Annotated in this window: 11 protein-coding genes; 1 reads left to right on the top strand and 10 read right to left on the bottom strand. The window is 60.7% G+C overall.

Annotation, left to right across the window (positions count from 1 at the left end; genetic code table 11):
* Positions 1-171: 171 nt before the first annotated feature.
* The 7 genes from BFQ04_RS29305 to purL all read right to left on the bottom strand — a co-directional run bounded on the left by BFQ04_RS29305 (position 172) and on the right by purL (position 7,949).
* Complete coding sequence (locus BFQ04_RS29305; protein WP_139111930.1) at positions 172-693, bottom strand: hypothetical protein; 522 nt, start codon at positions 691-693, stop codon at positions 172-174.
* A 246-nt stretch (positions 694-939) separates the two neighbouring features.
* Positions 940-1,878 carry a pectate lyase family protein gene (locus tag BFQ04_RS13705; RefSeq protein WP_065951285.1) on the bottom strand — a complete coding sequence of 313 codons (939 nt, stop codon included), beginning with the start codon at positions 1,876-1,878 and terminating at the stop codon, positions 940-942.
* A gap of 336 nt (positions 1,879-2,214) precedes the next feature.
* Positions 2,215-2,484, bottom strand: coding sequence for a DUF6124 family protein (locus BFQ04_RS13700; RefSeq protein ID WP_065951284.1), 270 nt, complete (start codon positions 2,482-2,484; stop codon positions 2,215-2,217).
* Positions 2,485-2,835: 351 nt separating this feature from the next.
* Complete coding sequence (locus BFQ04_RS13695; RefSeq protein ID WP_057013199.1) at positions 2,836-3,123, bottom strand: HigA family addiction module antitoxin; 288 nt, start codon at positions 3,121-3,123, stop codon at positions 2,836-2,838.
* 14 nt (positions 3,124-3,137) lie between these two features.
* Positions 3,138-3,416 carry a type II toxin-antitoxin system RelE/ParE family toxin gene (locus BFQ04_RS13690; RefSeq protein ID WP_065951283.1) on the bottom strand — a complete coding sequence of 93 codons (279 nt, stop codon included), beginning with the start codon at positions 3,414-3,416 and terminating at the stop codon, positions 3,138-3,140.
* A 320-nt stretch (positions 3,417-3,736) separates the two neighbouring features.
* Positions 3,737-4,048 (bottom strand): hypothetical protein, encoded by a 312-nt coding sequence (locus BFQ04_RS13685; RefSeq protein WP_054897795.1) that lies wholly within the window; start codon positions 4,046-4,048, stop codon positions 3,737-3,739.
* A 4-nt stretch (positions 4,049-4,052) separates the two neighbouring features.
* Positions 4,053-7,949, bottom strand: a complete 3,897-nt coding sequence (gene purL, locus BFQ04_RS13680; protein WP_065951282.1) for a phosphoribosylformylglycinamidine synthase — start codon at positions 7,947-7,949, stop codon at positions 4,053-4,055.
* Positions 7,950-8,236: 287 nt separating this feature from the next.
* On the opposite strand from purL, the gene mltF reads away from it, so the two are divergent.
* Complete coding sequence (mltF, locus tag BFQ04_RS13675; protein WP_065951281.1) at positions 8,237-9,697, top strand: membrane-bound lytic murein transglycosylase MltF; 1,461 nt, start codon at positions 8,237-8,239, stop codon at positions 9,695-9,697.
* Positions 9,698-9,817: 120 nt separating this feature from the next.
* Here the strand turns inward: mltF and BFQ04_RS13670 are convergent, their stop codons facing one another.
* The 3 genes from BFQ04_RS13670 to BFQ04_RS13660 form a co-directional block, all read right to left on the bottom strand.
* Positions 9,818-10,108: a PTS transporter subunit EIIB gene (locus tag BFQ04_RS13670; RefSeq protein WP_065951280.1), complete on the bottom strand. Its 291-nt coding sequence runs from the start codon at positions 10,106-10,108 to the stop codon at positions 9,818-9,820.
* A gap of 2 nt (positions 10,109-10,110) precedes the next feature.
* Positions 10,111-12,642 (bottom strand): phosphoenolpyruvate--protein phosphotransferase, encoded by a 2,532-nt coding sequence (ptsP, locus tag BFQ04_RS13665; RefSeq protein ID WP_065951279.1) that lies wholly within the window; start codon positions 12,640-12,642, stop codon positions 10,111-10,113.
* A gap of 86 nt (positions 12,643-12,728) precedes the next feature.
* Positions 12,729-13,949: a maltoporin gene (locus tag BFQ04_RS13660; protein ID WP_065951278.1), complete on the bottom strand. Its 1,221-nt coding sequence runs from the start codon at positions 13,947-13,949 to the stop codon at positions 12,729-12,731.
* Positions 13,950-14,029: the final 80 nt, after the last annotated feature.

Below are 14,029 nucleotides of genomic sequence, written 5' to 3'. Positions count from 1 at the left end.
ATCGGGGGCAAGCCCCCTCCCACACTTGACCGCATTGCCAAGTCCGGCACCGATCAAAATGTGGGAGGGGGCTTGCCCCCGATGAGGCCAGAACCGCCAACAAAAAAACCGCTGGCCAAACTGGGCTAGCGGGTTTCGACAATCTCCGACCCATCAACAATTTCGGTAGCCTCAGTATTGCCCTCCAAGACTGACAGCCACCGCGTAGTGATAGGGCTGATTGGCCATGGCTTGGGTAATCGCTGAAAAACAAGGCAACTGGGCTTTACCGGTGGAGCGAACTGAGTGCTCTCTTTGAGCGACGGTATCCGGCGCAAAAGAGAAGGCTTGGTATTTTTTCCTGACCTTGAGCCAGGTCGAGAACTCGAAGGATTGGTCACCACTTTTACAGGTAAAGCGGTGTGTGGCCTGGGTAGACACTCGTCCTCGGGCAAAGACAGGTATTTGTGCTCGCAGAACGAATGTCAGATAGCTCCAAGGATGGAGGAGGTATGCCTCTGGCGCAGCACCGATGTCCCAGCTGGCAGCAGTGAGTTCAAATGTGCGTGCAGTGCCGTTCAAAAGACAGAGTGCGACATGGCTGTGGGAACTGACTTGTTGGACTTTATTCCAGATGACGGTTTCGTCCTGCCTGGCGTCTTTGAGGGCTTCTTGAAAGTCGCTTTCGCGATTGAGGTGTTCGGTATCGTCCATGAAGTGTGGCTCAGCTTAAATGAGTCGATCAAACTAATGGGGCTGATTCCGAGCGGCAACCGCTGGGTATTGTCAGAAAGATCGGGGGCGCCTGTCACGACGCCGATGAGGCCCTGACAGCCAACAAAAAACCCGCTGACCAAACTGGCCCAGCGGGTTTCTTGTTTATGCAGCCCACAGATTAGAAATCCGCCAACTGCCACACGTCACGCCGGTATCTCATCGGGGTGGCTGAGCTTCCAGGCTTTAGCCACCGAATACCAGGCTTACCGACTGGGCCCCCGCATTCTTGACGGTGAAATCCTTTGCCTGCGCGGCGGTCCTCAAGGTGTAGGTGTAATTGGACGAGGCGGTCCACTGCGCTTTGGGCGACTTCTGATTCGTGATAGCAGGCACGCTGCCAATATCGGTAAACGTACCGTTGCCTTTATCATCCAACATGCCGTTGCTTGCGCTGCCTTCGCCAAAGTTGTTGCTCTCGGAAAGAATGTTGGCGTTTTGCGCCAGCGTAAAGCCGAGATGAAACTTGTTGATGTAGTTGTTATAGACATGGAAGTAGCCATAACGCATCAACCCCGGTGCGCGCACTTCCATATTCTCGAAGCGATTATGGCAAATAGTCAGCCGTGGGAAACCATTGAAGGCTGTGTTGTTGTCATCGCTCGGGTGGCCCAGGATCAGGCCATACTTGTGGTTGCCGAAAAAACAGTTGCTGATGGTCGCGTAGTCGGCCTTGTCGCCGATGTATAACAGCTTGTCGAGGCTGCCATCGTTGGCGGACCAGTCATGGCCGACAAAGGAGCAGTGATCGATCCAGTACTTGCTGCCGTAGTTGAGGTACAGCTGGATATCATCATTGGCCTTGATACCCGCCGAGTGCTGGAAAACGATGTTCTGAAAAATGATGTTTTGCGACTCAGGTGTCGCACGCAAGTGAATGTTGTTGAGCGTGCGGTTCTGGAACGAACCGACCAGGGTTTTATTTGAACCCATGGAGACCTTGGTCAAACTGGACGCCGAGATATTGCTATTGATCACCAGCACGCGGGGTGTGGAACCGGCAATATTGGTTTTGAGCTGATCCAGGTTAGTGATGCTGACAACCGGACCGGACCAGCCGCCAGTGACCTTAGCGGCTTTGGCGAAGCCGGTCATGCCGGTGAGTTTGCTTTCTGGATAAGACATAGGAGTTCCCTCTCTTTCAACATGGGACCCGATGATCGGGTCAAGAATGAAACATGACCGTCCTGGTCATGTGCACAGTGGGATGATTGGCGGCGCAACCGACTGAACGTCACGTATTACCGAACACCTCACATACTGTACATTTATACAGTGCCATGTGAAAGAAATGGCGTCAAGCGTGGATGGATATACACCATGTCCATGCGCTCAAACATGAGAGCCGGGCTTGCTCGCGACAGGGTCGTTACAGCCAACAAAAAACCCGCTGGCCAAACTGGCCCAGCGGGTTTCTTGTCAACGCAGTATTGATCGTCGCCATGCTCCGCGCGGGAATGATCAGTTGGCGGTGGCTGCTGACACTTCGCGAAGATCCAGCACCCGTTCCACCATCAACTGAATGCCCTCCACCATTCGATGAATACCCAGCACGGCATCACGCTGGGGACCGTCGACATCAAATGCCAGATTACTCGCCAGTGCCTGTACCGATGCCAGGTCTTGAGAGGCGTTGGCGAGCAGGGTTTCGCTGTTCAGGTGGGTCAGGACGGTGAAGATTTGGTCGGTGGGCGGGGAGTCAGATGGGAGGTTTGGGCTATCTTTGATCATGGTAAAACTCCTGAAAAATAGGAGCTGTCAGCATCACTTGCAGATGATGGGTGGCAGCTGTGCGCGGTTCTGCAAGACCGAGTCAGGAGCACCTCGGCAGACCCAAAGGTCTCCCGCGCACAGCCACCAGAAAACGATGACCATGAAAAGCGCCACGATTATAGCGGCGCTTGCGAGCTCCTAACATTATTTCGGCGGGCTTGCAGTCCCGGTCGCTGAATTGGCAGCGACTGGCGAAGGTCAGTTGTGCGAGTTCCGACGGACAACCTGAAAGGCTTGTCGGAAATCTCCGAGAGATGTAGATCCAGCACGCAACAAAAACCCGGTCTAAGCCGGGCTCTTTGACCTCATTTACTCAACCCGAGCAAACCGCTCAATAACAGGCTGTTCTCGATGTTCTGCCTGCCACAGGTCATAGCTGCTCTGCATTGAGAGCCACATCTGAGCTTTACTGATGCCAGCGCGCTCCAGCCGTACCGCCAGATCAGGACTGACCGGCGCGTGTCCGTGAAGAATTCTGGAAAAGGTCTCCCTGGCGAAACCCAGGCGCCTTGCCACTTCAGTGATGGTCATTCCGAGCCCCGGAATAACATCCTCAAGCAGTATTTCTCCTGGGTGAGGAGGATTGTGCATACCCATAAACAGACCCCTTCTCAGTGGTAATCGAGATAGTCGACCAGCTCGACCTGATCGTCGAACATACGAAATATGATTCGCCAGTTGCCAGTGATGCTCACCGACCAATAGTCGACAAGGTCTCCCTTCAAGCGATGGAAGCGCCAACCTGGCAGTTCCAGATCGCTCCAGTGACTCGCACTGTCTAAAATCAGCAAGACACGGCGCAAGCGATTTGCATGGTTCGCATTGATCCCTTTGGTTGAGCCAGTTTCATAAAAAACACGAAGGCCTTTATGTTTCCAACTAACGATCATGGTGCGATTGTGATGTGATACATCACACTCTGCAATAACCGCATATCGGTCTTGATCGTCAGACTCATATCACTGCACCGCCTAGAAAATTCAAACCGATAGGCTAGGAAGACAGGTTCCGAGGGACAACCTGAAAGGTTTGTCGGAAAGGTCTGAGGCGCCTGGGCGGACGCCATCGGGGGCAAGCCCCCTCCCACACTTGAAGGTATTCGCAATTCAAAATGTGGGAGGGGGCTTGCCCCCGATGAGGCCTTGAAAGGCAACAAAAAACCCGCTGACCAAACTGGCCCAGCGGGTTGCTTGTTTATGCAGCCAACCGATTAAAAATCCGCCAACTGCCACACCTCATACGCCGGTGTCTCATACGGATGGCTCAGCTTCAAAGCAGCCACTGCAGCCACAATCAACTCATCCGCCACCACCAGCTCAACCTTCCATTCCTCAACCACTTCAACCTGGCCCACCTGCCCGATAAACGGCTGGCTGCCGTCCAGCGCGCGGAATTGGCCCTGGCCCAGCACTTGCCAGGCGCAGCTGTCGTAGTCGCCGATGCGCCCGCCGCCGGCGGCGAAGACGGCGGTTTTCACCGTCTCCACGTGGCTGTCGGGTACGAAGAAGGCGAGCTTGTACACGGCCTTAGTTCACCCACACACGGGCGTTGCGGAACATGCGCATCCAGGCGCCGTCTTCGTTCCACTCTTCCGGGCGCCACGAGTTCTGCACGGCGCGGAATACGCGCTCCGGGTGCGGCATCATGATGGTGACGCGACCGTCGCGGCTGGTCAGGCCGGTGATCCCGCGCGGCGAGCCGTTCGGGTTGGCCGGGTAGCTTTCGGTGACTTTGCCGTGGTTATCGACAAAGCGCAGGGCCACGGTGCCGGACAGGTCAGCTTCGAGCAGCGCTTCTTCGCTGGCGAACTCGGCATGGCCTTCGCCGTGGGCGATGGCGATTGGCATGCGCGAACCGGCCATGCCCTGCAGGAAGATCGAGTTGGATTCCTGCACCTGCACCATGGCGACACGGGCTTCGAACTGCTCGGAACGGTTACGCACAAAGTGCGGCCAGAACTCGCTGCCCGGGATCAGTTCGCTGAGGTTGGACATCATCTGGCAACCGTTGCACACGCCCAGGGTGAAGCTGTCGTTGCGCTCGAAGAAACCCTGGAACGCGTCGCGGGCGCGGCTGTTGAACAGGGCCGACTTGGCCCAGCCTTCGCCGGCACCCAGCACGTCGCCGTAGGAGAAACCACCGCAGGCCACCAGGCCTTTGAACTCGTTGAGGTCGACGCGACCGGCGAGGATGTCGCTCATGTGCACGTCGATCGCATTGAACCCGGCACGATCGAACGCCGCCGCCATTTCCACCTGGCCGTTGACGCCCTGCTCACGCAGCACGGCAACCTGTGGGCGGATGCCTTTCTTGATGTAGGGCGCGGCGATGTCCTGGTTGACGTCGAAGCTGAGCATGGTGCTCAGGCCCGGGTTGTCTTCTTCCAGGATTGCGTCGAATTCCTGCTCGGCGCAGTCGACGTTGTCGCGCAGGCGCTGGACCTGATAACTGGTCTCTGCCCACTGGCGTTGCAGCAGACGGCGCTGGCCGGCAAATACGGTGTCGCCATTGAAGGAGATATTGACTTCACCGTTGTTGATTGGCTGGCCAATCACCGCCACGCAGTCGTCCAGGCCGGCGGCGCTGAACTGTGCGAGCACATCCGGGGTAGCGTCCTGGCGCACCTGGATCACCGCCCCCAACTCTTCGTTGAACAGGATGCCGTTGATCTCGGCGGCATCCTCGGCAACGCTGTCGAGCACGATGTTCAGGCCGCAGTGACCGGCGAAGGCCATTTCCACGACGCTGGTCAGCAAACCACCGTCGGAACGGTCGTGGTATGCCAACACGTGACCGTCGGCATTCAAGCCCTGGATCACGGCAAAGAACGCTTTGAGGTCTTCGGCGTCGTCGACATCCGGCGCGTGTCTGCCGAGCTTGCCGTGAGTCTGCGCCAGGATCGAGGCGCCCATGCGGTTCTGGCCACGGCCCAGGTCGATCAGGATCAGATCGGTGGTGCCCTTGTCCATGCGCAATTGCGGGGTCAGGGTCTGGCGGATGTCAGTGACCGGCGCGAAACCGGTGACGATCAACGACAGCGGCGAGGTGACGCTCTTGTCGGTGCCGTCCTCGTTCCAACGGGTGGCCATGGACATGGAGTCCTTGCCCACCGGAATGGTGATACCCAGCTCAGGGCACAGCTCCATGCCGACGGCTTTGACCGTGTCGTAGAGGCGTGCATCTTCACCCGGGTGGCCGGCAGCGGACATCCAGTTGGCCGACAGTTTGATGTCGGACAGCTTGCCGATGCGCGAGGCCGCGATATTGGTCAGGGTTTCACCGATGGCCATGCGGCCCGACGCCGGAGCGTCCAGCAGGGCCAGCGGCGTACGCTCGCCCATGGCCATGGCTTCACCGGTGTAGACGTCGAAGCTGGTGGCGGTGACGGCAACGTCGGCTACCGGCACCTGCCACGGACCGACCATTTGGTCACGGGCAACCAGGCCGGTGATGGTGCGGTCGCCGATGGTGATCAGGAAGCTTTTGCTCGCCACGGCCGGGTGGTGCAGCACGCGCTCGATGCTGTCGGACAAGTCCAGCGTGCTTGGGTCGAAATCATCGCCCAGCTCGCTTTCACGTACCGCCGAACGGTGCATGCGCGGGGCTTTGCCCAGCAGCACTTCGAGCGGCATGTCCACCGGGCTGTTGCCGAAGTGGCTATCTGTAACAGTAAGCTGCGGCTCGGCAGTGGCTTCGCCGACCACGGCAAACGGGCAGCGCTCGCGTTCGCAGATGGCCTGGAAACGCGCAAAGTCTTCAGGGCCAACGGCCAGTACGTAGCGCTCCTGGGATTCGTTGCTCCAGATTTCGTGCGGGGCCATGCCCGGCTCGTCGTTTGGAATGTTGCGCAGCTCGAAACGGCCACCACGGTCGCCATCGTTGACCAGTTCCGGGAAGGCGTTGGACAAACCACCGGCGCCGACGTCGTGGATGAAGCTGATCGGGTTCTTGTCACCCAACTGCCAGCAACGGTCGATGACTTCCTGGCAGCGGCGTTCCATCTCGGGGTTTTCGCGCTGTACGGAAGCGAAGTCGAGGTCGGCCGAACTGGTGCCGGTGGCCATGGAGGAAGCCGCGCCGCCACCCAGGCCGATCAACATGGCCGGGCCGCCGAGCACGATCAGCTTGGAACCGACCAGGATCTCGCCTTTCTTGACGTGTTCTTCACGGATGTTGCCCATGCCGCCGGCCAACATGATCGGCTTGTGGTAGCCGCGCACTTCATCGCCACGAGGGGTGGTGATGGATTGTTCGAAGGTACGGAAGTAACCGGTCAGCGCCGGGCGCCCGAATTCGTTGTTGAACGCGGCGCCGCCCAGCGGGCCTTCGATCATGATGTCCAGCGCGGTGACGATGCGCTCGGGCTTGCCGTACGGCACTTCCCATGGCTGTTCGAAGCCTGGGATCTGCAGGTTGGACACGGTGAACCCGGTAAGGCCCGCCTTGGGCTTGGCGCCCCGGCCGGTGGCACCTTCGTCACGGATTTCGCCGCCCGAACCGGTAGCTGCGCCAGGGAATGGAGCAATCGCAGTCGGGTGGTTGTGGGTTTCAACCTTCATCAGGATGTGCACCGGCTCCTGCACCGCGCCGTACTGGCGGGTTTCCGGGTCCGGGAAGAAGCGGCCGGCGACGGAGCCGACGATCACCGAGGCGTTGTCCTTATAAGCCGACAGAACGCCTTCGCTGTGCATCACGTAGGTGTTCTTGATCATGCCGAACAGGCTTTTTTCCTGGCTCTGGCCGTCGATGTCCCAACTGGCGTTGAAGATCTTGTGACGGCAATGCTCGGAGTTGGCCTGGGCGAACATCATCAGTTCGATGTCGTGGGGGTTGCGCTTCAAGCCGGTGAAGGCGTTGACCAGGTAGTCGATCTCGTCTTCGGCCAGGGCCAGGCCCAGTTCGGTATTGGCCTTCTCGAGGGCGGCGCGGCCACCGCCGAGCAGGTCGATCGCCGTCAGTGGCCTGGCTTCGGCGTGGCTGAACAGCCCGGCAGCCTGCTCCAGCTGGCTGACGATGATCTGGGTCATGCGATCGTGCAGGCTGCTGGCGATCAGCTCGGCGTCGGCATCGCTGAACTGGCCGGCCACGTAGAACGCGATACCACGCTCCAGGCGCTGGATTTTGTCCAGGCCGCAGTTGCGGGCGATGTCACTGGCCTTGCTCGACCACGGCGAGATGGTGCCGAACCGCGGCAGCACCAGGAACAAGCGGCCGGTCGGCTCTTGAACGGGAACGCTGGGGCCGTACTTCAGAAGGCGTGCGAGCACTTGCTGTTCGTCGGCGGTCAAGACGCCGGTTACGTCGGCGAAGTGAGCAAATTCAGCATACAGGCCTGTAACAGCTGGAACCTTCTGGCTCAGTTGCTCAAGGAGTTTGCTGTGGCGAAAGGCAGAAAGGGCAGGAGCGCCGCGCAGGATCAACATCTTCGGGACAGCCTCGGGAAGGGGGTGTGCTTTGAGGCCGTGCATTCTAGCGTAAACCTTCGCCCACGGCACCCGAAACGCTACCGGTGGCCGCTGCCGAACGTCAGTTGGCACGGTTTGCGCGGTGTCGAGGGGCATTCCATGGCATCGGGCGCAGATATTTTAACCGTCACAATCACGCGCCAGGCCGCGTTTCTGCGGGATGCAGCACAGTTTCGCAGCGACTAGCAGACAAGTGTGCCGCTGTCGAGATATGGCGCCGTGGGCCGTTTGCGTATACTGCGCAGATGTTCTCCCCAACTGCTTTGCGCCCGCGATGCGCCAAATGGCTCATCGTCACCGGACTCTTCCTGATGCTCAGCGCCTGTGTTGATAAACCCAGCACGCTCGAGCGAATCAAGGAGGATGGCGTATTGCGGGTGGTTACCCGGAACAGCCCGGCTACGTATTTCCAGGACCGCAACGGTGAAACCGGTTTCGAATACGAACTGGTCAAGCGCTTTGCCGATGACCTGGGCGTCAAGCTGGAAATCGAAACCGCCGACAACCTCGATGACCTGTTCGGCCAGTTGGGCAAGCCCAACGGTCCGGTGCTCGCCGCCGCCGGCCTGGTCAGCAGCGAGCAGCGCCAGCAGCAGGTGCGCTTTTCCCACCCGTACCTCGAAGTGACGCCGCAGATCATCTACCGCAACGGCCAGTCACGGCCGACCAATGCGGCGGACCTGGTCGGCAAGAAGATCATGGTGCTCAAGGGCAGCACCCACGCCGAGCAGTTGGCGGCGCTTAAAAAACAGAACCCTGCCATCGAATACGAAGAATCCGATGCCGTTGAGGTGGTCGATCTGCTGCGCATGGTCGACGAAGGGCAAATCGACCTGACCCTGGTGGACTCCAACGAAGTCGCCATGAACCAGGTGTACTTCCCCAACGTGCGGGTCGCGTTCGATCTGGGCAATGCCAGCAACCAGAGCTGGGCCGTGGCCGCAGGCGTTGACAACAGCCTGCTCAACGAGATCAACAGTTACCTGGACAAGGTCGAGAAGAACGGCACCCTCCAGCGTCTGAAAGATCGCTATTACGGGCACGTCGATGTACTGGGGTATGTCGGCGCCTATACCTTCGCCCAGCATTTGCAACAGCGCCTGCCCAAATACGAGAAGCACTTTCGCGCCTACGCCAAGGAAGAAAAGGTCGACTGGCGACTGTTGGCGGCCATCGGCTACCAGGAATCGCTGTGGCAGCCGGCGGTTACATCCAAGACCGGCGTGCGCGGCTTGATGATGCTGACCCAGAACACCGCCCAGGCAATGGGTGTGTCCAATCGCCTGGATGCCAGGCAAAGCATCATGGGCGGCGCCAAGTACCTGGCCAAGATCAAGGACGAGCTGGACGACAAGATCGCCGAGCCCGACCGTACCTGGTTTGCCCTCGCGGCCTACAACGTCGGCACCGGGCACCTGGACGACGCGCGCCTTCTGGCCAAGAAGGAAGGCCTTAACCCGAACAAATGGCTGGATGTGAAGAAAATGCTGCCGCGCCTGTCGCAGAAGCAGTGGTACAGCAAGACGCGCTACGGTTATGCCCGGGGCGGCGAGCCGGTGCATTTTGTGGCGAACATCCGGCGCTACTACGACATTCTGACCTGGGTGACCCAACCGCAGCTGGAAGGTAACCAGGTGGTGGAAGGCAACCTGCATGTGCCGGGTGTGGACAAGACCAAGCCGCCGGAAGAAACCCCGCAGCTGTAAACCCAATGCTCCATAGAGCAATGTGGGAGGGGGCTTGCCCCCGATGAGGGAGTGTCAGTCACTGGATGGATTGACTGACAGACCGCCATCGGGGGCAAGCCCCCTCCCACATTTTGACCTCTACTTGGCTTGGAGACCGGTGAGCAGATGGACCACGCCCCCCGCCAACACCATGACGCCCGGCACGCCCGCCGCTTTCAGCGCTGACTCATCCAACCGCCCCGCCTCTTTCAACTGCACCCGCACCCGCGTCAGCGCCACGCGTTGTTGCGACCTGAGGTTGGCCTCGCCGCCCAATGCGCTCAGCACATCGACCGGTAACAGGCTGTCCCCCGCCGGCGCCGCGACCGTTTCCGCAATCAGATCCGGCGTCAGGGCTTTCCAGAACGCCCGCTGCAATTTCTCGAACATGCTCAGTGCTCCACGACAGATGAGGTTTCAACGGTGGCGGCGTGGTACAGGCGCAAAGCCTCACGCACCTGGCCGGCTTCTTCCAGGCCCAGCACCTGCCGGGCGATGATCTGGCAGTCGACCAGGTCCAGTTCACGCACCGTGGCCTTGATGCTCGGGATCAACTGCACGCTGACCGACAGTTCATCCACGCCCAGTCCGATCAACACCGGCACCGCCAGGGTTTCGGAGGCCAGCGCACCGCATACGCCCACCCACTTGCCATGGGCATGGGCAGCCTTGACCGTGGTAGCGATCAGGCGCAGCACCGCCGGGTGAAAACTGTCGGCCTGGCTGGCCAGACGTGGGTGGTCGCGATCCATGGCCAGGGTGTACTGGGTCAGGTCATTGGTACCGATGGAAAAGAAATCCACATGGGGCGCGAACACATCGGCCATCAACGCGGCGGATGGCACTTCAATCATGATGCCCAACTTTGGCAACTCGCTGAGCCCGAGTGCCCGCGCTTCCTCCTCGAGCACCTTGCGCGCCAGATGCAGCTCCGAAAGCAGGCTGACCATCGGCAACATGATGTGCAGCCGCGCCAGCCCGGCACAGGCGAGGATTGCGCGAAACTGTTCGCGCAACAGCTCCGGCCGCTCCAGGCACAGGCGAATACCGCGCAAGCCCAGGAACGGGTTGGTTTCGGCTTCCATCGGTACATAGGCCAGCGGTTTGTCGCCGCCGACATCCAGGGTGCGCACCACCAGATTGCGCTCGGTGCCCAGGGCACGGGCAATGGCGCGATAGGTGCCGGCCTGCTCGGCGGGGCTGGGCGCGCGGTTGCGGTCCAGGTAGAGAAATTCCGAACGCAGCAGGCCGACACCTTCGCCGCCCAGGGCCAGGGACTGCTCCACGTCCTGCAACGAGGCGACGTTGGCCGTGACGTCGACGTGATGGCCGTCGCGGGTGACGGCAGCCTGGGCGGCCTCGGCCACTTCGCGTTGACGTCGCACCCCCTGCCGCGCACGGGCCGCCTGGGAGTGGTCGATGTCGACCTGGTCCGGCTCCAGGTGCAGTTCGCCCTGATCGGCGTCAAGAAGCACGTGCGTACCCTCGGCCAACGCCAATACGTCAGCGGGCGCACCACAGAGGGCGGGAATGCCCAGCGCGCGGGCGAGGATTGCGACGTGACTGGTAGCGCCGCCGCCGACCGTGACAAACCCCAACACCTTGCGGGTATCGAGATTCGCGGTTTGCGAGGGGGTCAGTTGCTCGGCGATCAGGATAGCCCGCTCCGGCAGGGTCCAGGCGCGGTCCTCAACACCCAGAATCAGTTTGAGCACGCGCCGGCCGACGTCGGACAGGTCTGCCGCACGCTCGGCGAGCAACGCATTGCCCAGGCCCTGGAACAATTTAGCCGTGGCGGCGGTGGCGCTGTTCCAGGCAAATGCTGCGCTCTTGCCCTTGGCCAGCAACAGGTGGGCCTGCTCGAGCAGTGTCGGGTCTTCAAGCAGCTCCTGATGGGCGCGGAAGATGTCGGCCCGGGCACTGCCGGCGGCGCCGGCTTGCAAGCGTTGCAAGGCCTCGTTGGCCGCCAGCAGGCCGCGCACCAGTGCATCGCGCTCGGTGGCTTCGCCGGCGCCGGCTTCAGTAATAGTCAGCGCAGGCTCGGCCACCTGGACCACCTGGCCGAACGCCGAGCCCGGTGACGCGCATACCCCGCGCAGCAGCGCAGCCGACGACACCGGCGCGGCAGGCTCAAGCCGTTCAGCCGCAGCCACCACCGTTTCGCCACAGCCCTCGGCCAACAATGCCGCCAGCGCCCGGATCGCGGCCTCGGCGTCTTCACCCGCCGCGCTCACCTGCAAGGTGTCGCCCTGCACGGTTTGCAGCGCCATGATCGCCACCAACGACTTGGCATTGGCGCTCTGGGTCTGCTTGTGCAGGTAGATGCTTGAACTGAAGCCTTTCGCCGCCTGGGCCAGCACCGCCGCAGGGCGAGCGTGCAAGCCGTGGGCATTGAGCAAGGTCAGCGGTTTGGAGAACAGCGCCGAGCCCTGCTGCTCATTCGCGTCTGCCGCTGCCGCGCCGGGCGAGAGTCGCAGCACCGGCCGGCCCTCTTCAATCAGGTCGCCCTGCGCCGCCAGCACCACGAACGGCTCGCCACTGACCACCAGCATCAAGGTCAACACACTGCGCGCATTGAGCGCGACATAGTCGGCGTCGAACTCGATCAACGGCTGGCCGGCCGTCACCCGCTGGCCCTCTTCGACCAGGCGGGTAAAGCCCTTGCCTGCCAGGCTCACGGTGTCCAGGCCGACATGCATCAGCACCTGAACGCCGTTGTCGTCGGTGACGCTGACCGCATGGCCGCTGTCCTGAATATTGCTGATCACTCCGGCCAGCGGTGCACAGAGGGTCTGCGAGGTGGGATCGATGCACACACCATCACCGATCATGCGGCTGGAAAATACCGGGTCCGGCACCTGATCCAGCGCCAGCAGCATTCCGGACAGGGGTGCCAGCAGTTCCAGGGGTTGAGAGGGGTTCATGGCTTCACCTGTTGTTGTTCTTTAAATTCATGGCAAACGAAGATCAAATGTGGGAGGAGGCTTGGCCCCTCCCCCATCAGTACGAGTCATTTCCACCAGTATTCAACCTGCACGCCCATGTTCGACCCATGCCGCGCCGTGCCGTAGGCACCGGTGTCGGACAACGCCGAACCTGCCGCCAGCTCATTCGCCGCGCGCTTGGCCGCCTGGTTCCAAGTGGCATAGGTGTAGTACAAGCGCACTTCCGGCCGTGCCCAGAATTCCGGGCCCTTGGGCGACCAGGTCGGCGCGAAGGTGAATTTGCTCAGCTTGCGCGTACCGCCCGTGGCCTCGACCTGATCGTGCCCCAGTTCGGTGACCAGTTTGAATTGCTCACTGATGGCATACGCCGGGCGCACGCCGAGCGACAGCCAGTTCAGGTCCTGGCGCCCGGGACGCACATCCTTCTGGTACACCGCCTGGACCTGCCCACCAAAACGCGGGGTCAATTGCCAGTCGAAAAACTCCACGGCACGGTAGCTTTTGCTGCTCTTGTCCAACCGCGTATTGCCGGTGTAACCCAGGCCGGTGCCCGGACCTTCGCCATACTGCAAAGCGAACTTGTTCTTGCCGCCCAGGAACGCGCTTTGCACATGCTGCGCGGTCAACGCCCAACCGCTGTTGGTGTCACGCCCGCCGGCCTTTTGGATGTAGCTCAAGCCAAGCTCCAGTTCGCCGCCCGGGTTGGTGTTGAAGCCGGCCACATTGAAGTCATGCCGGGTGGCGTATTCCTTCTGGTACAGGTTGTCTTTGCGTGACAGCGCGTAGCTGTATTTCAAGCCGCCGATCAACACATCCTCGATACCGCCACCGGTGGCGCTCTGGTTCCAGTAGTAGAAGTCGGAGATATGGATGTCGTTACGCTTGTAGTAACGCCGCCCGGCCCACAGCGAACCGCCATTGAGACCGGACAGGTTGGACCATTGCGCGTACATCTGCGGCATACGCGCAGAGCCGTTGTTCTCGCCCTGGAATTTCAGGGCGCGGTCGTACTTGTTATAGAGGGACGCCATGGCATCGACGCTGAGCACAGAGCCATCGTCGAAGGTCAGCAGGTCCTGGCGCAATTCCAGTTCGCCGTACTGCTCGCATTCGTTGCCCAGGCGATATTTGGTTTGCGCGCCCGGCAATTGGAAGCACTGCTGCTTGCCGCTGCCGGTAGAGGTGCCGGCGCCGCTGCGCAGGTAACCGCCAAACTCCAGGGCTTGAGCGCCAAAGGGCAGGCTCAGGCAGGATGCAACGAGGCCCAGCTTTATTGTTGTTTTCATAAAGCACTCCGATATTTTTATTGTTTTTCTTACTGTCTTGCGTGACGCGATCGCCTGTAGGAGCGAGCTTGCTCGCGAAG

The organism is Pseudomonas sp. 37 R 15 (assembly GCF_900004865.1).
GTDB lineage: Bacteria > Pseudomonadota > Gammaproteobacteria > Pseudomonadales > Pseudomonadaceae > Aquipseudomonas > Aquipseudomonas fluorescens_AM.
The sequence above is the reverse complement of the archived record's forward strand: the minus strand, read 5'-3'. Positions and strand labels throughout refer to the sequence as shown.